Here is a 23,369-nt window from a genome sequence, read left to right on the forward strand (position 1 = left end):
CGGCTTTAAAATACTTTATAAACTTAGTCCTGCACAATATCATTACGTTTATTCATCTGCTTAGTATAATATTTTCTAAACGACATTATTGCAAAAAATAATCCTAATAGCACTAATGGATAAATAAACTTCATTTTACCACTTAGAATGCTTATTTTTTTAACATTCAGCATTGATGCAGATTCTTTTATGATACTGCTATAGTCTATTCTTTTAACCTTATTAGCTGCCTGCTGTCTTATAAGCTGATCTTTTATAACAAGGATATCGTTAAGACCGGTTTTTTCGTTAAGTAAAACAGTATTGCTTCCGTGACCGTTGTTTTGACTCATGTGGCTTAAAATCTCATTAGACTGTTTAACCATACTGTCGTTTTCGGCTATTTTAATATCAAGATTTTTTACAGCTTCTGTTTGAACCTCTTTAAAATAAGAACTGGAATTTAGATAATCTAATACCGGCTGAACAAAAGTTTTCTTATCAGCTTGTTGTGAGGTAGTAATGGTTATAACATGATTTTTATAATTTTTAGCCGTAGCCTGCTCTTCAAGAACTTCAGTCATATCCCTTTTGTCAGATATTTGCCTGAATGTAAAATATTTAACGTTTTCTGTACTGATGATATTTAATCCATTTTCTTCATTTATAAAGTTATAAATATCAACTATAGGCTCAACTTCTATCTTAGCAACATACTGCCCTTCAGAAATACCTATTTCATTAAGAAATTTTTTATCGCCCTGAATTACTTTCCCGTTTAAACCTTTTACCTGTTCATACAAATAATCTACACTTCCAAAATTTGGTGTAACAATAATACTATGTTGGTACAGGTTCGAGTTTTTATCTGTATAAAAACCATATCCTCCCCCTACGAGGATGAGTGCTATAACAACTATAAAATATCGCTTTATAAAAAGTATCCCGTCAAAAAACGAATCGTTAATACCTGAAATAAAGCCTTTTACTTTCTTCGAAACTGCATCAATGTCTATCTCGTGGTTAGTAGTTTCAGTTTGTTTTGTCATTTGGTTTGTTATTAAATATTTGTTCTAAAATTTTTATTGTAATCATGTAAGTAGGCTTAACCCCGGTAGTCCCCAGCCCGCCAGATGCGAGCGTGCTTCCTGTCTCAAGAGGATTATCAGATGCATAGTAGGCATATCTTACCTTTACATCAGGGTTAATGCTCTTCCTTATTTTTGATGCCGACTGGACTGCCTTCTGGTAATGTGATCCTTCCATTTCCAGTCCTATAACTCCCCAAGTAGATTCGTTAAAAAACCTCAACAGGTCTTTGTTCTGAAGAGATGTTCCCAATACCGTAACCATAGGCCCGCTATATACAGGTATACCCTGTCCTGCGAACATTTCAGGGGTAAGTTCATTGTCAAAAGGATAATTGTCTCCTGTACCTTCGTTTATGTGTGCCGATGGTATCATGATATCACCCTTTCCGCCTTCAAGAATACCTGCCTTACCCATTATGGATACCGACTCTACATTTAAGAAAGATCTTAGCTTGCCCTCCTTAAATGGTTTCAGCAACTCATCTATGGTTTCATAAGCCTGCTCACCAAAAGCATAATCCATTACTATAATTACCGGTGGTTTATCGGCGATTTTTATATTATGGAATGCCGTCTTTGCAAAATCTATTTTCGCAGCGTCAAAAATCTGTACATCTATGTTGGTTCCCGATGTATCCGGCATGGCAATCATTCCGTTCTTCAGAGCCTCTTCTTCAACCTTATCTCTTAGCGCGCCGTTATTGGCTTTACTTAACTCCTCAAACCCCGAGAAATCAGTTTTATCCTTAAATTTAGTTTTAAGCACAAAAGGTGCATAAACTGAATTCATTACACTGTGCATGTTGGCGCTGATAATATGAATCGGCCTTTCGAGCAATCCGTTTTGCTTAAGTACCATTTTAATATTGTCTGCCCAAATTTCGCCATGAATATGGTGTCCCAGCCTCTCCCTTAGTATAGGGCTAAAGGTTATGGTTCTTTTAGGTCCGCCCTGCGCTTCTTCAATTGCAAGCCTTCCCAGCCAGTATATTACGTGCAGAAATCTGTCCGGTTGAGCTGCTGTTCCAAAAGCATCATATATATCGGTAATCTCTGCAAAGGTGCGTCCCAGTATATTCGATACGTGCGATATAGCCTGTTCTCTTTCAACCAGGTTTAATTTGGCATTCGCCTGAATTACCTGCTCAAGTTTTACCCAGTCGCGTGCAATTTCGGTGTTATCGTCAATAATTACACGATCCTTTATTTTATACGATTCAATATAAATAAAGGTAAGATGCGTAAGTATATCGTAAATGTCTGATCGTCCACGGGTAATCTCTACATTCATCTGCTCATCGTCTATACGGTAGCAGTTACGTTTACGCTTTGGCGGAACTATTGCCTTAAAATGCGATTTAGAATAACCTTCGTCAGAAGTAAGGTTTACAAAACGGCATTCTTCAATACCTATCGGCAAACGTTCTATTACATAAAGAAGCCCGTTCAGTTCGGCTTTTTCTTCAGCAATAGACCCGTAGATTTCAGGACGAAGTGAAAGCAATGCTTCACGAAGCGTATCGCCCGATACTCCCATAGGTTTATAAAAGCCTCTGTTAAACAGATGCCTCATTGTTATGTACAGTTTCTCTATGGCAGCAGAAGATTCCTGTGCCCTTGACCGTGATATGTTTTTAATGCCTTGCATAACGTTTAGTCCCTACGGCAAATGTAGGATTTATTTTTTGGTTGGATATTTAATACGTTACCTCGTCTTTAGGATGTAAATAGTAGCAAAGCGTTGCTTTTGCCTATTTAAAAAAATCAGCGATCTTACGGTCATTCGCCAGTCGTGGCAGCTTGTTTTGCCCGCCCAGCTTACCAATTGACTTCATATATTCCTGAAAACCGTTCTTCTGCACCTTAGTAATAACCACCGTGCGCAGAACGTTGCCCACTATCAAATCGTCATAATATACATTTTGCTTTCGCATGGCCCCGTCTATCTTCAGTGCAAAAGCATCCATATCATGGGGTTCGTTTTCAAATTCAATAAACCATTCGTGGTATGGCAATCCATTTTCGGGGTTTATCTGTGGTGCTACGGTAAATTCATTAACGCTTACCATCGTCCCTTCCATGGCCAACTTAAGAGCAGTTTCTACCTCTTTACCTATTACGTGCTCACCAAAAGCAGATATATAGTGTTTTATCCTTCCCGTAACAATTACGCGGTAAGGGCTTAAAGATGTAAACGCAATAGTGTCGCCTATGTTATAGCCCCATAGCCCGGCATTCGTTGAAATGATGAGCACGTAGTTTATGCCCAATTCAACTTCGCCAATAGTATAACGACGCGGAGTTTCAGTAAAGAACTCATCTGCTTTTATAAATTCATAGAATATGCCCGAATTCAATAGCAGCAGCATCCCTTTTTCGGTCTGGCTGTCCTGATAGGCAAAGAAACCTTCAGATGCCGGAAAAAGCTCTATACTGTCTACCTTTCGGCCGATAAGATTTTCAAATTTGGCACGATAGGGTTCGTAGTTGACACCGCCATATATAAACAGGTTGAAGTTTTTAAAGATGTCACCTACCTTTTTTCCTTCTTTCTGCTGCAGTTTTTCAAAATACATCTGTACCCACGACGGTATGCCCGATATTACAGCCATATCTTCATTATAGGTTTCTGCTACTATAGCATCCACTTTAGTTTCCCAGTCATCAATAGTATTGGTTTCCCAGCTTGGCATACGGTTCTTTTGCAGATAGGCCGGAACAAAATGGGCAACAATGCCGCTAAGACGTCCGAATTTTATACCGTGCTTTTCGTCGAGTTCAGGGCTGCCCTGAAGAAAAATCATTTTACCATCTACAAAATCAGCTTTCCCTGTTTCATAGATGTAAGCCAAAATAGCATTACGCGCTGCCTGGATATGAAACGGCATCGATTCCCTGGTAAGCGGAATATATTTCGCCCCCGATGTAGTGCCCGATGTCTTGGCAAAATACAGCGGCTTACCCGGCCAAAGAATATCCTCTTCACCGTGCACCACTTTTTCTATGTAGTCTTTCAGTGCTTCATAGTCACGAACCGGAACATTTTTGGCAAAATCGGTGTACGAGCTTATTTTCCCAAAATTATGGTCTTTACCAAACTGCGTTTCTTTGGCTGTAGCCAAAAGCGATTCAAAAACCTTTTGCTGTGTGGTCACAGGATTGGTAATCCATTTTTGGTTACGGTTATGAATTATGCTGGCGAATATTTTTGCTCCTATCGATTTTAAGGACATCCTTTGAAAATTTTATTTAGCGAATCGTTTTTTCAATTCTTTTTCCGTTACCACTGTCATATATCTTACCCAGATAATTATCAGAAACAGCGAACCAAACATACGCACGTATTTCCCTTCGGGTAAAAAATAACCTGTAAGTGAAAGCAATATCAGTATGGGAGCCGTTCTAATCCTTACCAATGCTGAGAATTTTTGAGCAAAATCCCAACGCTCCTGCGATAATAATGAGGCCGGAGTGCGGTAACCTAACCATGCATTAAGCTTTTTGGGCGGATAAAAATATCCTATAACTGAGGCTACCATAAACACGATCCCACAGCTAAAGGCTACCGTAAATATCTGGCTTAAAAACTCTTTCATCTCTTAGTCTTTAAATCTTCTCTTCAATTCCCTTTCGGTAGTAATAAACATATAGCAAACGGCTCCAATGGCAATAATGAAAGATCCAAACAAACGTCCCGGTACCGAATCAGGAAACAGGAATCCCGTAAACGAGAACAGTATCATGAAAACCGAAGCCTTGAACATCTGAATTGTCGAATACTTTTGGGCAAACTCCCATCGCTCGTTCGACTTCATCGAAGCTACAGTACGGTAGCCATAAAGCCAGTTTATCTTCTTAGGCGGAAATATATACATCAGGGCAGCAGCAATCAAAAAACAAACGCCGCATACAAGAGAAATCTGAAATATGTTAGCAATAAAATCTTCCATTATTCAAAATCTATAAATTGTGATGGGTTAATAGGGTAACCGTCTTTCCAAAGCTCAAAATGCAGGTGCACCCCTGTACTCTGGCTACCTGTAGATCCTGCCATGGCAATTACCTCACCCGGTTTTACAATATCGCCCTGCTCTTTGGTTAGCAGTGCTGCGTGTTTATATACCGAAATGATACCGTCGTTATGGCGGATTATAATCACGTTACCGTTTGTTGGTGTCCAGTCGGCAAGTATAACCGTTCCGGAAGCTACCGCTTTAATAGGGGTATCTTTAGCCACTGCTATATCAACTGCAAAATGTTTGTTCTTTGAACTGTATGGGTCGGTAATATGACCTTTTACCGGAGGGAAAAGTACCATGCTTACCCTTGGTTTTGCCTGCTCAAAAAGGTTATACTTATCTTCAAGCGCTACCTGCTCACGAAGTTTTTTATCGGCTTCAGATGGTCCCGGATCAACATTGCTAAGGTCTTTTTGTTCCGCCGGCTGAATAGAATCGCGGCTCAGTTTAGTATGGTCCAGGTCGCCGGTAAGTACTTTTTTTATGGAAGCCAGGTACATCTTGTTCTCTTCAATAACCTTTTGCAGCGAATCGCTCTTAATAGCATTTTCGGTGGCCTGGCGTTTTAGTTTGGTCGAGGCATAACCCGGAATATATTCGCGAAGCGGAGTAAAAGCAATAATGTAAGTAGTAAGCGCAATCATAACAATACTTATGGATGTTACCGCCACAAATACGTTCATAAGGTTAAGCTTAAAAGAAAAAAGTTCCTCAAAAGTATCTTCGTTCAATATCACCAGACGGTTCTTGGTGAACAGTTTTTTTTTGATTATCTGCCTTTTAAGCCTCTTTGCATTCATACTTACGCTTTAATTCACAAATATAGTAATACTGCCCTATTTTATTATTTATATGCACTAAACATTACGATAAACAAACATCGGTTTAACGTATTTATTTTATTTAACGCAAACCAAAGTCAAATATTTGTCGTAAATAGTTGTTGTGAGTCATTTTATAATTAACTTTGCACTATAATTTAATACTTGTTGTCATGGGTAAATTTGGTTTAACTGAATGGATATTAGTAATTGCAGTAATTTTACTTCTTTTTGGCGGTAAAAAAATTCCTGAACTTATGAAAGGTTTAGGAACCGGTATTAAAGAATTTAAAAACGCAGCTAAAGATGGTGCTGAAGAAACCTCTGCGCCTAAAAAACAAGCTTCGCAAGACGAAAACAAACTATAATTTATATAGATATAGTATACAAAACCCCGATAAGAATCTTATCGGGGTTTTTTGTTTTATAAAATCGAACAAGCTTTATACCTCGCTTGTTCCGATGGAATTAAATTCGTTTGTATCGTAAATGTATTTTGTGTCTTTGCTAAAGGCAAGGATGGGGAAAAATACATACGGCAAAAACAGGCATCCAATGGTAAAACCTTCACTCTTTCCGAAGCTTTTTACAAAAAGGTTCAATGCCCAGATAGCCCAGATAATGTTTAAACCCGGTATCATCATCAATAATAGCCACCACCAAGGTTTCCTGATAATTTCAAGCAATACCAGCGTACTGTAAATTGGGATCAATACAGCCCATCCCGGTTTACCTGCTTTTTCATAAAGCTTCCAGTAGCTTATTAATACCAAAAGGCTAACAATAAGAACAGGTATCAAAAATACCCCCAGCATCTCAAAAATTCCAATTTTTTCCATAACTAATAATTTGGTTTTGTTTTGGTTAAGTTGCTAATATATTTCTTTTTTCTTACAATTAGCCGATGGGTTATGTTATTTTTTAACATATTAGCTTATGGCAAAAGAACAAAAAATGTTAATCGAGTGATTTTTCCTTTACTAATATATTTGCCGCAGGGATTATATGTTGGTAGCAATGAATTTCACGACGGTGTTATTCCCGTAGGGAATTAATCTTAAAAATAATTACAATATCATCGTCAGCGCCACACGTTTTCTCGCTTCATCAACCTCAACCACTTTTACGGTTACGTGCTGGTGCATTTTTACTACCTCATTTACATCGCTCACAAAACCTTCTTTAAGCTGGGAGATGTGAACCAATCCGCTTTCTTTGATACCAAGATCAACAAAACAGCCAAAATTGGTAATGTTATTCACGATGCCCGGCAATACCATACCGATACGCAGGTCGCCAATGGTACGGATGTTCGGGTCGAACTCAAATACCTTAGCGGCTTTGCGCGGGTCAAGGCCCGGTTTTTCGAGCTCTTTTAAAATATCCTGAAGCGTAAGCTTCCCGATTTCAGGAGTTACATAACTATCAATATTTATTTTGCCGATGGCTTCTTTGTTCGATACCAGATCGGCGGTTTTAAGCTTCATGTCCTTGGCCATTTTCTCTACTATTGAATAGGCCTCCGGGTGTACGGCAGAATTATCCAACGGATTCTGTGCGTTCGGGATCCTTACGAATGCCGCTGCCTGCTGATAGGCCTTCTCTCCTAACCTTGGCACTTTTTTTAGTTGCTTACGGTCTTCAAACGGACCATTTTCGCTTCGGTAGGTTACTATGTTCTCTGCCAGCTTCTCGCCAATGCCCGAAACATAGCCCAGGAGAGATTTACTCGCCGTATTGATGTTTACCCCTACCGAGTTCACGCAACGCATCACTACGGTGTCCAGTTCGCCTTTAAGGGCGCTTTGGTCTACATCGTGCTGGTACTGCCCTACACCTATGGCTTTAGGTTCGATTTTTACCAGTTCGGCTAATGGGTCGCTCAATCGGCGCCCTATAGACACGGCTCCCCTAACGGTTACGTCGTAGCTTGGGAACTCATCCCTGGCAATTTTGGATGCCGAATATACCGATGCTCCTGCCTCGCTTACCACGAATACCTGCACCGGCTTGTCAAAAGCTATCTTTTTAATGAAATGTTCCGTTTCGCGAGATGCTGTTCCGTTTCCGATGGAAATAGCGTCAATCTTATAGGCGTTGACCATAGAACGGATCTTCTTCATGGCAATCGCCGTTTCGTTTTGTGGCGCATGCGGAAAGATCGTTTCGTTGTACAATAAGTCACCTTTTTCGTCAAGGCATACCACTTTGCAACCGGTACGGAAGCCAGGGTCGATGGCAAGAATGCGTTTCTCCCCTAATGGCGGCGCAAGCAACAGCTGCCCTAAGTTTCCTGCGAAAACCTGTATAGCAACTGCATCGGCCTTGGCTTTGGCTTCCTGCAACACTTCATTGCTGATTGCCGGAGCCAGCAGTCGCTTGTAACTGTCTTCTATAGCCAGCTGTAGCTGGCCCGCTGTATCGCGGTTATTTTTTATGACCGACTGCTCCATCAGATCCAGAGCTTCGTCATTTTCTATCTCTACTTTGAATTTGATAAAACCTTCGTTCTCGGCACGAAGCATTGCTAATAGTCGGTGCGATGGTGCTTTTGTCAGGTTTTCGGACCAGTCGAAATACTGCTCGAATTTCTTGGCTTTTTCGTCTTCCTTGCCGGCCTTGGTTATCTTGGTAGTAATGGCCGCTTTGCGGCCAAAAATTCGGCGCAGCGTTTTACGGATGTATACATTTTCGTTGATCCACTCGGCAATGATGTCACGGGCACCCTGAAGCGCGTCGTCTTCATTGGCCACCTTATCGTTCAGGTATTTTGACGCAATAAAGTCGATATCATCACTGTTTTGCGCCATAATGATTTTAGCCAGAGGCTCCAGTCCGTTTTCACGGGCTACATCGGCACGGGTTTTCTTTTTCTTTTTGTACGGCAGGTAAAGATCTTCCAGCTCGGTAAGGTCGAAACTGCCGTTTATTTTAGCCGATAACTCGCCCGTAAGGGCGTTTTGCTCGGTGATGCTTTTAATGATGGCTTCCTTACGCTTTACGATAGCCTCGAAGTTCTGGTTAAGCTTCGCGATCTGCTCGATAACCACCTCATCAAGGTTGCCAGTGGCATCCTTACGGTAACGGGCAATAAACGGAATCGTACAATCTTCGGCTAATAGTTTCAGCGTGGCTTCAATGCCTTTTTTTGGGGCAGTTACCTGTCCGGCAATGTATTCTAGGTTTGTCATTTGGAATTATAATAGGGATACAAATATGGAGAAATATTTTTTGAGGTGTATTTATATATAATAAAATTTGTCAATGTGTTTTTTGTAAGATAAATTTTTATATTTTTATTTGAGTTATTATCATAATTTAAAAAACTCATCTTTATAGTTAACTAAAATTATAAATGGAAAAATCAAAAAAATACAAAAATGTATATTTTTCTGCAGATGTAATAAAGCCTATTATAGAAGATAAGGTAAAGTTCCCTGGTGGTAAAAATTCTTATAGATTACGAAGGAATGAAGAGTCATGGGAATTTGATGATATAAGAGAATTTTTTTCTGACTATCGTAAACCACACGATTCTTCAACAATCAGAAAATCAGATTCTAATATAACAATTACTATAAATTATACTAAAGATATTGATACCACTGTTAGTGTCGTAGCAAAAAGTCGTGGAGAAATAGAAGAAATTTTTGAGATTTTTGAAGATAATCATGCATCCTCTATTGTACCAGTTAGTATTACAAAAGCACCTGTTATTTTTATCGGTCATGGAGGAAGTTCTCAATGGCGAGACTTAAAAGATCATCTCACTGATAAGCACGATTATAAAATTGAAGCTTATGAAACAGGTGCAAGAGCGGGTCATACTATAAGAGATATTTTAGATGACATGGCTTCAAAAAGTTCATTTGCAATATTAGTTATGACTGGAGAAGATGTAGGTACAGATGGCAAATTAAAGGCAAGACCAAATGTGATTCATGAGATTGGATTATTTCAAGGACGATTAGGTTTTAGTAAAGCAATTGTTTTACTAGAGTCAGGCACTGAAGAGTTTTCAAATCTATATGGTATTCAACAATTACGATTTTCAAAGGGAAATATTAAGGAAACATTTGGCGATGTTTTAGCAACATTGAAAAGAGAATTTAATAATTAGTATTATGAAAGCAGACGTTCAATATAATGATTTTGTAGGCACTGCGGCAGCAGATATTTCAGACAATCTGGGTACTAAATATGGAGACTATTTAGATAGTTTCGGTAAATATTTCAAAATTAATGAGGAACGATTTAAGGTAGTAGGAATATCAATTTATGGTACAGAAGATTTTCATATTAGCCTATATTGTATCGATAATATTAAAACCGCCCAAAAAGGTAAAGAACATATTGTCGATATGTCAATATCAATTCCTGATGAAGATAAAAAAGATATATTGGACCTTTTATTCAAAAGGTTACATATAGTTTTACATTCAAAATTTGATACAAAATACTCATTGATGGAATATGCTGAGGAAATTGATTATGATGATTATCATAACAATGAAGAATAGTCGAGCCGATAGCACGAATTGCAATCCGTGCCGATAAAAAGAAGTTAGTGTTTAAAAGAGATTCTTCGACTCCGTTGCACTGCGCTCAGAATGACAAAAAAAGATTGCCACGTCGTACCTCCTCGCAATGACAGGCAACTGTAAACCGTTAACTTATAACTGCCAACTAAAACTTAATCCTGTACTATAAAATCTTTAGGATCCTCTTTTTTGTATTCCGGCTGGATGTTTACGTGGTTGATGCCGAATTTATTGTACAATACCAGCTCTATCTGGTGTGATAGCGTATTGAACTGCGATAGCGTAATATCTTCGCTGCAATCCAGGTGGGCTTCAAGGTGCAGCTCGTCATCGTTCAGGTGCCAGACGTGGATATGATGCAAATGGGCGCAGCCCGAAATTTTATGGACCTCATCGATAATTTCCTCAATGTCGATTTCTTCGGGGGTGAAAAGCATCAGCATAAAGGTAGCTTTCTTCAACAGGTCGAAACCTACAACAACCAGGTATACCGCAATAACAAGCGTCATTATATTATCTACCCAGTAGATATGGAAATACTTCATGAGTATCCCTCCTACCAGTACGGCTACCGAAGCCAGCATATCGGTAAGCAGGTGCAGGTAAGCCGATTTCATATTCAGGTTATGGTCGGCATCTTTTTTCAATAAGAGTACACTAAGACCATTGGCAACTATGCCTAGCAGCGACATCCATATTACTAACGATGGCGCAATGGTTACGGGATTAAAGAAACGCAATGTGGCTTCATATATTAATATGATAGCAACTACTATAAGCGTAAGTGCGTTGACAAAGGCGGCAATAAGCTCTGCCCTTTTGAGTCCGAAAGTTTGTTTGAGGGTGGCCTGCCTGTGCGAAAGTTTGTGCGCTACATAGCTAATGACCAAAGAAAGCACATCGCTGAAGTTATGCAATGCGTCTGACAAAAGCGCAAGGCTGCCGGAGATAATCCCGCCGACAACCTGTGCTGTTGTTATGAGAATGTTAAGAAATATAGAGAAGAGCAGGTTCTTCCCCTCTACTTTGTGTTTATGTGGATGGGAATGGCCGCTCATATTTCTTAATGTATACTATTTACAAGCTATTTTGTTAACTCGGTTCTGGTGGCGCCCGCCTTCAAAAGCCGTGTTAAGGAAAGCGTCAACCATTTCTATGCACTGCTGTATCGACGTGTAGCGCGCCGGAAGGCTGATGATGTTAGCATCGTTATGCTGACGTGCCAGTACCGCGATCTCTTTTATCCAGCAAAGTGCTGCTCTTATTTTTTGATGTTTGTTAACAGACATAGCCACACCGTTTCCGCTTCCGCAGATGATGATACCAAAATCTACCACACCGTTCTCTACGTCATTCGCTACCGGGTGAACAAAGTCAGGATAGTCAACACTGTCAAAAGTGTCTGTTCCGTGGTTTATCACTTCTATACCTTTACTTTCAAGGTGTTTTACAATAGCTAGTTTATAATCAGGCCCTGCATGGTCGTTGCCGATAGATATTTTCATGTACATATTAGTTTAGACTGCAAAATTATAAATAATTGCGGTGTACAGCTCAGATTTGCTGAAAATAACGTTTTTATAAGATTAGCGCCTATTTTTGCCCGGCGTTGTGAATAAATAAGGGTGCGTTAGCACCGCGAAATTTTTTTTGAGGGTATATTTCTTTTTCTCCTTAAAAATCAAATATTTAGCATTTCTTCGCACAGATAATATATCGATTAAAATGTTAAAATGCAATAATGTTGATAATTTTCGTAAAGTACTGTGTTTAAAGGATGTTGAATTTTAACAGTATTTGTTGATAACTAAAAATGAAAAAAGAGAAGATTTTTTAGAAGTGAAAGAAATTTTTACTAATCAAAAATCGAAACGAAATGACCAAATTTATTTTTTACTTTTTTCTGTAATGTTATCAAAACATTAACAGGAGTTATTAACAGCTATTAACAGTGAAACTTATTAATAAAACACCCTTAAAATTTAGTATTAACCATTGTTAATAACCTATACCAAAAAATCGTATTAGTGCTGATTTTTAAAAATTTACATTCTCTTAACGTTGTTGATAGCTTTGTATAAAATTGTATAACTCCAAAAGTTCACTTCACCCAAAAAAGTTATTCCACATATCAACAAGCAATAATAACAATCAAAAATTTAAAATTTTAAAATCTTCTTTTTTTCTTTTATTTAATAACTGTTGAAAACCTTTTTGTGGATTCAGACGATTTTTAAATTTGTTCCTGTATCCAGTTTGCTGATGATCTCTTTTACAATGTTGAGATCGTCAGGATGAACTTTGAGTTTAATGCCACCGTTGGCGTACGAGTACATCGGCATGAGATCGGCAATAGTTTCGTTTTCGAAGTAATGTTGTATCTCTTCTTCCTTAAGCAGGTGTTTTAAGATGGCTATTTCGTGAGGATAGTTAAATACTGCAGCAGTTATAAAGTCTTTCATATAAGATAGTTTGGGTAGTATTTGTATATAAATTTAAAGAGTTAAAAGTTATTATTTCATTAAAAGCCTTATAATTCTGTCAGTTATTTGTAATTTTCAGCATTATTTTATGATATATGAGTAAGAAGAACGGACGACCGTCCCCAAAGAAAGAGAAAGATTTTTCGAGGAAAATCTATAAGATACTCGCCAAAGACCCTAATAAATCATTCAACTATAAGCAAATATCGGCAGTATTAGAGCTGAACGATACCAAGAGCAGGAATGAGATTATTAAGGAACTAAAGATTTTAGCTTCACAGGAAAAGATAGAAGAAATAGAAAGAGGTAAGTACAGGGTTATCAGTAAAGCTGATTACATTGAAGGTACTATTGATATGACCAGCAGAAAGACTGCCTATTTTATTTCTCCGGAGCTGGAAGAAGATGTTTTTATCCCTACTAATAACCTTAACAAAGCCCTTGATAAAGACAAGGTTAAGGTATATATATACAACAGGAGGAGAGGAAGAAAACCTGAAGGTGAGGTTGTTGAAATATTAGAAAGAGCCAAAACAGAGTTTGTTGGTGTTATTGATATACAAAAGAATTTCTCTTTTGTATCTACTGCAAACCCTAAGATGTATACCGATATCTTTATCCCTAAAGGTAAAGAAGGCAATGCCCAGAACGGAGATGTTGTACTTGTAAAACTTGACGACTGGCCGGCTAAAGCTGATAGCCCTTTTGGTGAAGTAACAAGAGTACTGGGTAGACCGGGAGAACATAATACAGAAATCCACGCTATTCTTGCAGAATACGGATTGCCTTATGATTTCCCTATTGATGTTGAGGCTTATGCACAAAAAATAGATACTGAAATCCATCCGGAAGAGATTGCCAAGAGAAGAGATATGCGTAATATACTGACCTTTACCATTGACCCTCGTGATGCAAAAGATTTTGATGATGCCTTATCGTTTGAAAAACTGGATAATGGCAATTATGAGATAGGTATCCATATCGCCGATGTATCGCATTACTTACAGCCCGGAACCATACTGGACGATGAAGCCTACCAAAGAGCTACTTCGGTATATCTGGTAGACCGGGTAGTACCTATGCTTCCTGAAGTATTGTCAAACTTTGCCTGTTCGTTACGTCCGCATGAAGAGAAATATACCTTTTCTGCGATTTTTGAACTAACAGATAAAGGAGATGTTGTTAACCAATGGTTTGGACGTACTGTTATTTATTCCGATCAGCGTTTTGCTTATGAGGAAGCACAGCATATTATTGAAACCAAAGGAAATACCATTCCTGCAGAAATATCACTAACAGGGGAGGAGTATACCATTAGCCCTGAAATACAGCAGGCTACCCTTAAAATGGATGAGCTTGCCAAGATATTGAGAAGAAAAAGAATGGCTAATGGTGCAATTTCATTTGATAAGGTAGAAGTGAAATTCCACCTGAATGAAAATGCAGAACCTACCGGTGTTTATTTTAAAGTAGCTAAAGATGCCAATCATCTTATTGAAGAATTCATGCTACTGGCTAACAGAAAAGTAGCTGAATTTATTGGTAAGCAAAACAAAACTTTTGTATATCGTATTCACGATGAACCGGATGAAGATAAGCTGATTAACCTGCAAACGGTAATCGCTAAATTTGGTTACAGCATCAATTTTAAAAGCAAGGCTTCGGTATCTAAATCGCTTAACAACCTGTTAGAAGAAGTACAGGGAAAAAAAGAGCAAAACCTTGTAGATACACTGGCTATCAGGTCGATGAGCAAGGCAAAATATTCTACGCATAATATAGGCCATTACGGACTTGCATTTGATTATTACTCGCATTTTACATCGCCTATCCGAAGATATCCTGATGTTATGGCACATCGTTTGCTTCAGTATTACCTGGATGGTGGAAAATCGGCGGAAGAAGATCCGCTAGAAGAACAGTGTGTACATTCATCCAATATGGAGAACCTGGCTGCAAATGCAGAGCGTGACAGCATTAAATACATGCAGGTGAAGTATATGCTCGACCATAAGGATGAAGAGTTCTTAGGTGTCATCTCCGGTGTTACAGAGTGGGGAATATATGTGGAAATTGTTTCTAACAAATGTGAAGGCATGTGCCGCATCCGTGAAATAAAAGATGATTACTATACTTTCGACGAAAAGCAATATGCGTTAGTTGGCGAGGTTAGCCATAACATACTGCAGCTGGGTGACGAGGTATATGTAAAAGTTAAGAATGCTGATCTTGTTAAAAAACAGCTTGATTTCCAGTTTTTAGGAAAGAAGGCACAAGTGTAACAAATATGGCTATTGTAAAGTCTTAAGAAGAAGAACCAATAAATAAAATGAAAATGAAGAAAGTGTTTGCATTAGCTGCAATCATGCTGTTCCAAATGGTATCAGCACAGGATGTATCAAAAAACCTTGGTGATTTTACTACTGTAAGAGCCTTTGACCAAATTGATGTTTTAATGGTTAAAGGAACTGAAAACAAAATAGTTATTAAAGGGCAGGGTAAAGATGACGTAGAGGTTGTAAACAAAAACAATGAGCTTAAGATCAGGATGAAAACCACTAAATTCCTTAAAGGAGATGATGTAAGCGTTACATTGTACTACAAAGGAAATATTGATCAGGTAGAAGCAAGTGAAGGTGCTCGAGTAGCGTCTCAGGATGTTTTTAAGGCTACAGCTTTTATACTTAATGCTAAAGAAGGCGCAGAGATTAAACTTAATCTTGAGGTAAAGAAATTAAATTCTAAAGCCAGTTCAGGAGGTATATTAAACATTAACGGAACTGCTAAAACCCACGATCTTGTTATTACTTCTGGAGGTATCTTTAAAGGTAAAGAGCTTGTTACAGAGCAAACAACTGTAAGTATCAATGCCGGTGGTGAGGCAGATGTTTATGCCAGCGAACTCGTTGATGCCAAAACACGGATAGGAGGCGATATCAGAGTATATGGCAACCCTCAGCAAATTAATGAAAATACATTTGGAGGAGGAAATATTAAAAAAGCTTAAGCAGATTGCTAAAAAATACAGTAACGCTGAAAAGAATTCTTTTAAGGGTTATTTTTTTTATTTAAACTGTAACAATCTAAAAATAAGGCTGTCTTTGTATAAAAGGTTATAATCAATCAATTAAAAATAAAACCCATGAAAACACTTTTTACACTTGCAGCTATTGCAGCAATAAATCTGGTTACTGCACAAAAAACTGAAAATCTTAAAGAATTCAAATCACTTGTAATTTCAGGCGATGTTGATGTTACATTAATAAAATCATCTGAAAACAAAGCCGTTATTAAAAATGGTGAAGAAGAGCTTCAGATTCAGAACGAAAAAGGAGCACTTGCCATTAATGGAGATGGTTCGGTTGTAGTATATTATACTGCTGCCATTGAGAATATTTCTGCCGGTCCTGATACTGAACTAATAGGCAATGATGAGATTAGCACGAAAGAGTTTAACCTTGCTGCAGCTGCCGATAGTAAAGTAAAACTTGTACTTAATGTAAAGAATCTAAATGTTGCCGCTGCTGCTGATTCTCAGGTAAAAATAGAAGGTAAGGCTGATGTTATGGTGGCAGCTGTAGCTTCTGATGCGCAATATGATGTAAAAGAACTTAAGGCTAATAATGTAGAAATTGTTTTAGCTTCAGATGCACAGGCAAGCATAACTGCTAAAGGTACTGTTGATGCTACAGTTGCTTCCGACGGATCACTAACCATTTATGGAAATCCTAAGAAAGTAAATGAAGTTAAAAGTAGCGATGCACAAATTGTTGTTGTGAAATAATCAGTAGCATAAAAGTTATAATTTCCCCAACAGAAGGCTTTCTGTTGGGGATTTTTATTTTTTGGATGGTAAAGCTTATGTTTCTTTAAAAATTAAAATAGTAACTTGCAAGACCTAATCTATATACATGTTACAGGATATCTTAAGCGCTATTCCCGTTGGTTTCGTTTTAAGCATAATGCCGGGTGCGGTATTTTTTGTATTACTGGAAACCAGTGTTTTAAAAGGATTTAAAGCGGCCCTTGCTTTTGATCTTGGTGCTATTACTTCCGATATTGTTTTTATACTCATTGCTTATTTCAGCAGTTATAAATTACTTGAAAAAATAAAGGACGAGCCGGCATTATTTATTTTTGGAGGCATTGTAATGCTTACCTATGGTATTATTTCTTTTTTTAAAGTAAGCAAGACTTCACAGGAAGAACTACTGGGTGAAGATGAAAAGGAAATTATCAAGAAAAACTACATGAGCCTTTATATAAAAGGGTTTTTACTGAATTTCATCAATATTGGCGTTCTCGGATTCTGGTTGGCAATTATTATTTCATGGGGTCCAAAGCTTGATCTTGTCCCTTCAAGAATGTTTGTATTTTTTCTTTCTGTAATTGCTACTTATCTTGTTATCGACCTGGGAAAAATATCATTGGCAAAACAGTTAAGAAGCAGGCTTACAGTTAGGAATATTAAAAAGATAAAACAATCTATAAGTATTATTCTCGTAGTGTTTGGACTGGCACTGGTTGTACAGGGAGCATTTCCGAATGAGATGCAACAAACCATAGAGAAGATAGAACACAAAGAAAATCAATAAGAAAAGGATAAAAAATAAAAAAAGCTTCAGTGAAAACTGAAGCTTTTTTGTTGAGGCATCTAGCGGATTCGAACCGCTGTAGCAGGTTTTGCAGACCTGAGCCTAGCCGCTCGGCCAAGATGCCATTCGTTATATGGTTGGCAAATTTACATATATTTTGCTCTAACGCAAGAAAAATTACACCATTTTTTATATAACTTATTAATTGCTTAAATTTTACTTAATTCTGCTTTGATTCATAATTAGTTAATAATTTCGTAAAAAAATTTTAACATCATTTTATGAAGAAGCTTCATTACCTGAAATCTATTGCTAATTTTATGCTTATTGGATTGGCTATTACAACATTAAGCAGGATTATCCTCTTTTTTATATTTAAAGAAAGGATAGATGATACTCCGGATTACTGGTATATTTTTCCGATAGGCTTGCGTTTTGACCTGATACTTTTATGTTATTTATCGTTTTTACCAATAGTGCTCATTACGTTCATTCCATCAAAGCATCTTTATTATATCAACAGATTTTTAAATATATACTATATATTTTTCCTGTGTTTGTTATTGATAATGGAACTATCAAGTTCTGATTTTATCAAACAGTATGACACAAGGCCTAACAGACTTTTCCTGGATTATCTTATCTATCCTAAAGAAGTAATGGGTACTTTACTTAAAAGTTACCTTGGATCTATTGCTCTTACCTTTGTTGTGATGGGTGGTTTTATTTTCCTTTTGATTAAAAAAAGAAAAACATTGTTTAGTACACCGGATGCACCATACAAAATGAAACTGATTTTATTCGTTCCTGTAGCTTTTTTATTGTTTTTTGGTGCTAGGGGTAGTTTAACTTCAAAAAGACCTATAAACGCAAGTAATGCAGTTTTCTCTTTTGATCAGCTTACCAATTGTATGGGATTGAACTCGCTTTATACAGTAGCTTTTGCTGCTTATTCGTTAAAGAATGAAGATAACCCTGCTAAAATGTATGGTAAGATGGAAGCGAATGAAGCTTATTCGAGAGTTAAGAAATACATGACTGCTGAAGCTTCTGATTTTACAGATGCAGAATTGCCATTGCTTCATACCCAAACACCGGATTCGTTAAATCCGCAACCGATGAATGTTGTTATTTTCCTTCAGGAAAGCCTTGGTGCAGAGTATGTAGGAAGCCTTGGTGGAAAACCATTAACCCCTAATTTTGATGCGCTTACTAAAGAAGGTTTATTGTTTACAAACCTTTATTGTACAGGTACCCGAAGCGTTAGGGGAATTGAGGCAGTTGTTACAGGATTCCTTCCTTCACCATCTGAAAGTGTTGTAAAATTAAGCAATTCACAATCAGGATTTTTTACGCTTGCCGACTTGTTTAAATCTAAAGGTTATGATACAAGTTTTATCTATGGAGGTATGGCTAACTTTGATAATATGGCATCTTTTTTTAACGGTAATGGTTTTGAAAACATCGTTGATGAAGAAGATTTTGATAAAGATGGAAAAAAATATGCGCTTAAAGGTACATGGGGTTACAGTGATGAAGATCTTGTAGTAAAAGCCAACGAATACTTTAAAAGTCAGAAAGGAAAACCATTCTTTTCATTAATGTTCTCTACCTCTAACCATGAGCCTTTTGAGTTCCCTGACGGAAGAATTGAACTGTATGATAAACAAAAGAATACAGTAAACAATGCTATGAAATATGCCGATTTTGCTATTGGTAAATTCTTTGAAATGGCTAAAAAAGAGGACTATTTTAAAAACACATTATTTATTGTTGTTGCCGATCACAATACCAGAACTTACGGTAAACATTTGGTACCAATTCATAAGTTTCATATTCCGGCACTTATCATAGCTCCTGGTGTGGCAAAAGGTTCAAAATATGATAAGCTTTGCAGTCAGATTGATCTTGCTCCAACTATCCTGGATATGATAGGAATGAACGTTGAAACTCCTATGCCAGGACGTAATCTTAAGAAACTTAAGGATGATGTTGTAGGAAGGTCTATCATGCAATTCCATGATATTAATGCCTTTAGGGTAGGGGATCAGGTTGTTATCATGCAGCCTAAAAAAGAACCATTACAGTTTAAGATAAAGAATGATACAGTGCTCGAAGCTGTACCTCTGGATAAAGAACTTGCAAAAGATGCATTAGGTCATGTTACTGCCGCATCAGATCTTTACTCACAACGGAAGTATACTACTAAGAAGAATAAAAAAACCGGGAATTAACCCGGTTTTTTTTATGTCTTTTATTTCCTGTTTTCTTCAATTTCAATAGTTACGGCCTGTACATCGCCACCTATTGGAGGATTGATTTTTGATACTCCGACAATCACTTTCATAACCATTGGTATTTCTTTAAAAACCCTGTCAACAATACGTTTAGCAACGTGTTCTAACAGTTTGGAGCGTATTGCCATTTCTTCGGTAACTATCTTATTAAGATGTACATAATCAACAGTATCTGCGAGTTCATCACTCTGCATTGACTTTTCAAGATCAGCTTTTATTTCAAGGTCTACCGAGTAATCAGAGCCTATTTTGCTTTCTTCAACAAGGCAGCCATGATATGAGAATGTACGTATGTTTTTAAGTTTTATGGTATCCATAGTTTTGTTTTTGCAGTTGCAAAGTTACAAAGTTGGAGAGTTACAAAGTCTTATAATGTGTATCTTTTAAAAAACTTTGCCACTTTGTGACTCTGTAACTTTGCCACTAATTGACTACATTTGCATTCTTATTATTTAAAGCTATGTCGACTGAAGAAAGATCACTTAATTTTATTGAGCAGATTATTGAAGAGGATATGGCAAACGGATTTGCTAAAGACAAATTACGTTTCCGTTTCCCACCAGAACCTAACGGTTACCTGCACGTAGGCCATGCCAGTTCTATATGCCTTAATTTTGGGCTTGGACTAAGGTATAATGCGCCTGTAAACCTGCGTTTTGATGACACTAACCCTGCAAAAGAAGAGCAGGAATATGTAGATGCCATCAAGAAAGATGTAGAGTGGTTAGGTTACCAATGGGCTGAAGAACGTTATGCTTCAGATTACTTTCAGGAGCTGTATGACTGGGCAGTTCAGTTCATTAAGAACGGAAAAGCTTATATAGACAGCCAGAGCAGTGAAGACATGGCTAAACAAAAAGGAACTCCATCACAACCGGGTACTGAAAGTCCTTTCAGAAACCGTTCGGTAGAGGAGAACCTTGACCTTTTTGAAAGAATGAAAAACGGTGAATTCCCTGAAGGAACTCACGTTTTAAGGGCAAAAATAGACATGACATCAAGCAATATGCTTATGCGTGATCCTATTATGTACCGTATATTACACAAGCACCACCACCGTACAGGTGATGCCTGGAAGATTTATCCAATGTATGACTGGGCTCATGGAGAAAGTGATTATGTAGAAGAAATTTCGCATTCACTTTGTACACTTGAGTTCCTGATGCACAGGGAATTATACGATTGGTTCCTTGACCAAATATATACTGAAGGTAAAGTAAGACCAAAACAACGTGAGTTTGCAAGACGTAACCTGAGCCATACTGTAGTGAGTAAAAGAAAACTTTTGCAACTTGTACAGGAAGGTCATGTAAACGGTTGGGACGACCCAAGGATGTCGACAATTTCAGGAATGAGAAGAAGAGGATATACGCCTGCTTCTATTCGTAATTTTGCTGACACTATTGGTATTGCGAAACGTACAAACCTTATAGATGTTTCATTATTAGAGTTTTGCGTAAGAGAAGATCTTAACAAGATCGCTCCTCGTGTAATGGCTGTACTTGATCCTGTTAAGCTTGTAATTACTAACTATCCTGAAGGAAAAGAGGAGTGGTTAGAAGCTGAAAACAATCCTGAAGATGAGTCTGCTGGATTTAGGGAAGTTCCTTTCTCAAGAGAGCTTTACATTGAAAGAGAAGACTTTATGGAAAATGCTAACAGTAAATATTTCCGTCTGACTCTTGGTAAAGAAGTACGTTTAAAAAATGCCTATATCATTAAGGGTGAGAGCGTTGTAAAAGATGCTGACGGTAACATTACAGAGATTCACTGTACCTATGATACAGACAGCCGTAGCGGTAGCGGAACTGAAGCCAGCTTACGAAAAATTAAAGGTACTATTCACTGGGTTTCTATTCAACATGCTGTAGAAGCGGAAGTTAGAATCTACGACCGTTTGTTTACACACGAAGCTCCGGATGCTGATAAAGATGTAGATTTTAAAGAATATATTAACCCGAACTCACTGGAAGTTATTAAAGGTTACCTTGAGCCAAGCCTGAAAAGTGCAGAAGCAGGGGAACGTTACCAGTTCCAGAGGTTAGGTTATTTCTGTGTTGATCCGGATACGAATGCTGAAAAGATAGTTTTCAATAAAACTGTTGGTCTTCGTGATACCTGGGCCAAATTAGAAAGCAAAGAATAGTAAAAATAAATTTTACTTATAGAAGCTCCTGAATTTTGAGGGGCTTTTTTATTATTTATAAAATTGATTGAATTTATAATTTATATAGATAAATACTTAAAAAAGTGACTTTATATAATTTGATATAATCCATTTTTAAAAAACGGTAATGTATTTGGATATGTGTATACGCAAACGTTTATTAAAACGCTTTATTTTAATTTTTACCTTTTTTATTGATAAATTATAGTCTGCTACTATTTATAATTTTATTTTAAAAGATTTTATATATCATTTGTATAAACTATCAATTTATGTTTTTATATAAATTTTATTTTTTATAGTAATATATGATTCATTTATATTAATTGATTGTATTTTACTATTATTAAATCTATCTATAGTATTTAATTTTTTAATTGATTATATCTTTTATAGATTTAAGTTATTTTAATTTTAAAAACTACTTTATTATTTCTATTATTGATAGTTTCTATTTATATTATATTTTTAATAGATGAATTATTAAAAAAGTGACCTCTATAAATTATCGCTACTCAATTATAATTTTGTATAAGGTATTTGTATATTTATAGAAGAGAAATCTTATTAAATGGCTTTATTTTGATTTTACATTGTTTGGCTTTCAATTAACGCCCTATTAACACCCCTCAAATGTTAAAACGGGTATCTTTATAATTATTAATCAAAAAAAATTATATCATGGCTGGTAAAACAGGAACAATTGTAGCTGTACTTGCAGGTGCAGCAGTAGGAGCAGCATTAGGAATTTTATTTGCTCCGGATGAAGGATCGAAAACAAGAAAAAAAATAAAAGATGGTGCTTTAGCTAAAAAAGATGAGCTTGCCAATAAGCTTAGTGACCTTACTGAAACTGTAAAAAGTAAGTTTGGTGCTGCTAAACACGATCTTGAAGGTACTATAGATCATTTGGTTGCCGACGTAGAACACAAAACTGAAGATGTGATTGCTATGTTGGAGAAAAAACTTGAAGAACTTAAAAAAGACGCTAAGGCTACAGCTTCTAAATAATTCACTGTATGGCATTTGAAGAAATAAAAGAAAACGCTGAAGAGCTTAAACACGAAGTAAAAAATCTTTTAGATGCAAATCTGAAATATTACAAGCTTTGGGGGTTTAAGATACTCATGAAATCAACATCGGCTATCCTTAAGGTTTTTCTTTTGGGAGTTATGCTGATTATAGTTACTGTATTTTTTTCAATTGCTGCAGCATTGGGTATAGGCTATTGGCTTGATAATTTTGCTTATGGTTTCCTTATTGTGGGGCTTATCTATCTTGTAACGGCTATAGTTGTATATAAGGTTCAGGATAAGATTGTTGAAGGACCTATGTTATCAACTTTTTCAAAGATATTTTTTAAGAAATACGACTAG

General features: G+C 37.0%; 23 protein-coding genes and 1 tRNA gene. 11 read left to right on the forward strand and 13 right to left on the reverse strand.

Annotation, left to right across the window (positions count from 1 at the left end; genetic code table 11):
• Nucleotides 1-23: 23 nt before the first annotated feature.
• The 6 genes from DEU42_RS12890 to DEU42_RS12915 form a co-directional block, all read right to left on the reverse strand.
• Nucleotides 24-1,028: a hypothetical protein gene (locus tag DEU42_RS12890; protein WP_114758721.1), complete on the reverse strand. Its 1,005-nt coding sequence runs from the start codon at nucleotides 1,026-1,028 to the stop codon at nucleotides 24-26.
• On the reverse strand, nucleotides 1,012-2,718 hold the full coding sequence (locus tag DEU42_RS12895) for a DUF6909 family protein (protein ID WP_114758722.1): 1,707 nt from the start codon (nucleotides 2,716-2,718) through the stop codon (nucleotides 1,012-1,014). Before DEU42_RS12895 ends, DEU42_RS12890 begins: the two co-directional genes overlap by 17 nt.
• A 103-nt stretch (nucleotides 2,719-2,821) precedes the next feature.
• Nucleotides 2,822-4,303, reverse strand: a complete 1,482-nt coding sequence (locus DEU42_RS12900) for a GH3 auxin-responsive promoter family protein (RefSeq protein ID WP_114758723.1) — start codon at nucleotides 4,301-4,303, stop codon at nucleotides 2,822-2,824.
• Nucleotides 4,304-4,315: 12 nt separating this feature from the next.
• Nucleotides 4,316-4,666, reverse strand: coding sequence for an SdpI family protein (locus tag DEU42_RS12905; RefSeq protein ID WP_114758724.1), 351 nt, complete (start codon nucleotides 4,664-4,666; stop codon nucleotides 4,316-4,318).
• Nucleotides 4,667-4,669: 3 nt separating this feature from the next.
• A complete protein-coding gene (locus DEU42_RS12910; RefSeq protein ID WP_114758725.1) occupies nucleotides 4,670-5,020 on the reverse strand; it encodes an SdpI family protein in 351 nt (116 codons plus the stop codon).
• The gene (locus DEU42_RS12915) at nucleotides 5,020-5,889 is read right to left on the reverse strand and encodes a M23 family metallopeptidase (protein WP_114758726.1); all 870 of its coding nucleotides are present in this window, start codon (nucleotides 5,887-5,889) and stop codon (nucleotides 5,020-5,022) included. Before DEU42_RS12915 ends, DEU42_RS12910 begins: the two co-directional genes overlap by 1 nt.
• Nucleotides 5,890-6,083: 194 nt before the next feature.
• On the opposite strand from DEU42_RS12915, the gene DEU42_RS12920 reads away from it, so the two are divergent.
• Nucleotides 6,084-6,278, forward strand: coding sequence for a twin-arginine translocase TatA/TatE family subunit (locus DEU42_RS12920; RefSeq protein WP_114758727.1), 195 nt, complete (start codon nucleotides 6,084-6,086; stop codon nucleotides 6,276-6,278).
• 75 nt (nucleotides 6,279-6,353) lie between these two features.
• Here the strand turns inward: DEU42_RS12920 and DEU42_RS12925 are convergent, their stop codons facing one another.
• Nucleotides 6,354-6,749: a DUF5684 domain-containing protein gene (locus tag DEU42_RS12925; RefSeq protein WP_114758728.1), complete on the reverse strand. Its 396-nt coding sequence runs from the start codon at nucleotides 6,747-6,749 to the stop codon at nucleotides 6,354-6,356.
• A 228-nt stretch (nucleotides 6,750-6,977) separates the two neighbouring features.
• Entirely contained in the window at nucleotides 6,978-9,101 is a 2,124-nt protein-coding gene (locus DEU42_RS12930; protein WP_114758729.1) for a Tex family protein, read from the reverse strand.
• Nucleotides 9,102-9,265: 164 nt separating this feature from the next.
• Here DEU42_RS12930 and DEU42_RS12935 point away from each other — a divergent pair, with 164 nt between their 5' ends.
• Together DEU42_RS12935 and DEU42_RS12940 are read left to right on the forward strand one after the other, a co-directional pair.
• A complete protein-coding gene (locus tag DEU42_RS12935) occupies nucleotides 9,266-10,030 on the forward strand; it encodes a TIR domain-containing protein (protein WP_114758730.1) in 765 nt (254 codons plus the stop codon).
• A 4-nt stretch (nucleotides 10,031-10,034) separates the two neighbouring features.
• Nucleotides 10,035-10,430: a hypothetical protein gene (locus DEU42_RS12940; RefSeq protein ID WP_114758731.1), complete on the forward strand. Its 396-nt coding sequence runs from the start codon at nucleotides 10,035-10,037 to the stop codon at nucleotides 10,428-10,430.
• A 173-nt stretch (nucleotides 10,431-10,603) separates the two neighbouring features.
• Here DEU42_RS12940 and DEU42_RS12945 read toward each other — a convergent pair whose 3' ends face one another.
• From DEU42_RS12945 to DEU42_RS12955, 3 genes are all read right to left on the reverse strand, one after another.
• Nucleotides 10,604-11,509: a cation diffusion facilitator family transporter gene (locus DEU42_RS12945; RefSeq protein ID WP_114758732.1), complete on the reverse strand. Its 906-nt coding sequence runs from the start codon at nucleotides 11,507-11,509 to the stop codon at nucleotides 10,604-10,606.
• Between the two features lie 15 nt (nucleotides 11,510-11,524).
• Complete coding sequence (rpiB, locus tag DEU42_RS12950; protein WP_114758733.1) at nucleotides 11,525-11,956, reverse strand: ribose 5-phosphate isomerase B; 432 nt, start codon at nucleotides 11,954-11,956, stop codon at nucleotides 11,525-11,527.
• Nucleotides 11,957-12,673: 717 nt separating this feature from the next.
• Nucleotides 12,674-12,913: a DUF2007 domain-containing protein gene (locus tag DEU42_RS12955; RefSeq protein WP_114758734.1), complete on the reverse strand. Its 240-nt coding sequence runs from the start codon at nucleotides 12,911-12,913 to the stop codon at nucleotides 12,674-12,676.
• Nucleotides 12,914-13,029: 116 nt separating this feature from the next.
• Here DEU42_RS12955 and rnr point away from each other — a divergent pair, with 116 nt between their 5' ends.
• The 4 genes from rnr (at nucleotide 13,030) to DEU42_RS12975 (ending at nucleotide 17,529) form a co-directional block, all read left to right on the forward strand.
• Nucleotides 13,030-15,216: a ribonuclease R gene (gene rnr / locus DEU42_RS12960; protein WP_114758735.1), complete on the forward strand. Its 2,187-nt coding sequence runs from the start codon at nucleotides 13,030-13,032 to the stop codon at nucleotides 15,214-15,216.
• A 53-nt stretch (nucleotides 15,217-15,269) separates the two neighbouring features.
• Nucleotides 15,270-15,941 carry a head GIN domain-containing protein gene (locus tag DEU42_RS12965; protein WP_114758788.1) on the forward strand — a complete coding sequence of 224 codons (672 nt, stop codon included), beginning with the start codon at nucleotides 15,270-15,272 and terminating at the stop codon, nucleotides 15,939-15,941.
• Between the two features lie 135 nt (nucleotides 15,942-16,076).
• Nucleotides 16,077-16,718, forward strand: coding sequence for a GIN domain-containing protein (locus DEU42_RS12970; protein WP_114758736.1), 642 nt, complete (start codon nucleotides 16,077-16,079; stop codon nucleotides 16,716-16,718).
• Between the two features lie 127 nt (nucleotides 16,719-16,845).
• On the forward strand, nucleotides 16,846-17,529 hold the full coding sequence (locus tag DEU42_RS12975; protein ID WP_114758737.1) for a LysE family translocator: 684 nt from the start codon (nucleotides 16,846-16,848) through the stop codon (nucleotides 17,527-17,529).
• A 53-nt stretch (nucleotides 17,530-17,582) separates the two neighbouring features.
• On the opposite strand, the gene DEU42_RS12980 is transcribed toward DEU42_RS12975, so the two are convergent.
• Nucleotides 17,583-17,653 (reverse strand) — tRNA-Cys (locus DEU42_RS12980).
• 157 nt (nucleotides 17,654-17,810) lie between these two features.
• Here DEU42_RS12980 and DEU42_RS12985 point away from each other — a divergent pair.
• On the forward strand, nucleotides 17,811-19,763 hold the full coding sequence (locus DEU42_RS12985; RefSeq protein WP_114758738.1) for an LTA synthase family protein: 1,953 nt from the start codon (nucleotides 17,811-17,813) through the stop codon (nucleotides 19,761-19,763).
• A 20-nt stretch (nucleotides 19,764-19,783) separates the two neighbouring features.
• Here DEU42_RS12985 and folB read toward each other — a convergent pair whose 3' ends face one another.
• The gene (gene folB / locus DEU42_RS12990) at nucleotides 19,784-20,143 is read right to left on the reverse strand and encodes a dihydroneopterin aldolase (protein WP_114758739.1); all 360 of its coding nucleotides are present in this window, start codon (nucleotides 20,141-20,143) and stop codon (nucleotides 19,784-19,786) included.
• A gap of 143 nt (nucleotides 20,144-20,286) precedes the next feature.
• Here folB and DEU42_RS12995 point away from each other — a divergent pair, with 143 nt between their 5' ends.
• The 3 genes from DEU42_RS12995 (at nucleotide 20,287) to DEU42_RS13005 (ending at nucleotide 23,369) form a co-directional block, all read left to right on the forward strand.
• Nucleotides 20,287-21,972, forward strand: a complete 1,686-nt coding sequence (locus tag DEU42_RS12995; RefSeq protein WP_114758740.1) for a glutamine--tRNA ligase/YqeY domain fusion protein — start codon at nucleotides 20,287-20,289, stop codon at nucleotides 21,970-21,972.
• A 702-nt stretch (nucleotides 21,973-22,674) separates the two neighbouring features.
• Complete coding sequence (locus tag DEU42_RS13000; protein WP_114758741.1) at nucleotides 22,675-23,004, forward strand: YtxH domain-containing protein; 330 nt, start codon at nucleotides 22,675-22,677, stop codon at nucleotides 23,002-23,004.
• Nucleotides 23,005-23,012: 8 nt separating this feature from the next.
• Nucleotides 23,013-23,369, forward strand: coding sequence for a competence protein (locus DEU42_RS13005; RefSeq protein WP_114758742.1), 357 nt, complete (start codon nucleotides 23,013-23,015; stop codon nucleotides 23,367-23,369).

The organism is Flavobacterium sp. AG291, assembly GCF_003350375.1.
GTDB lineage: Bacteria > Bacteroidota > Bacteroidia > Flavobacteriales > Flavobacteriaceae > Flavobacterium > Flavobacterium suzhouense.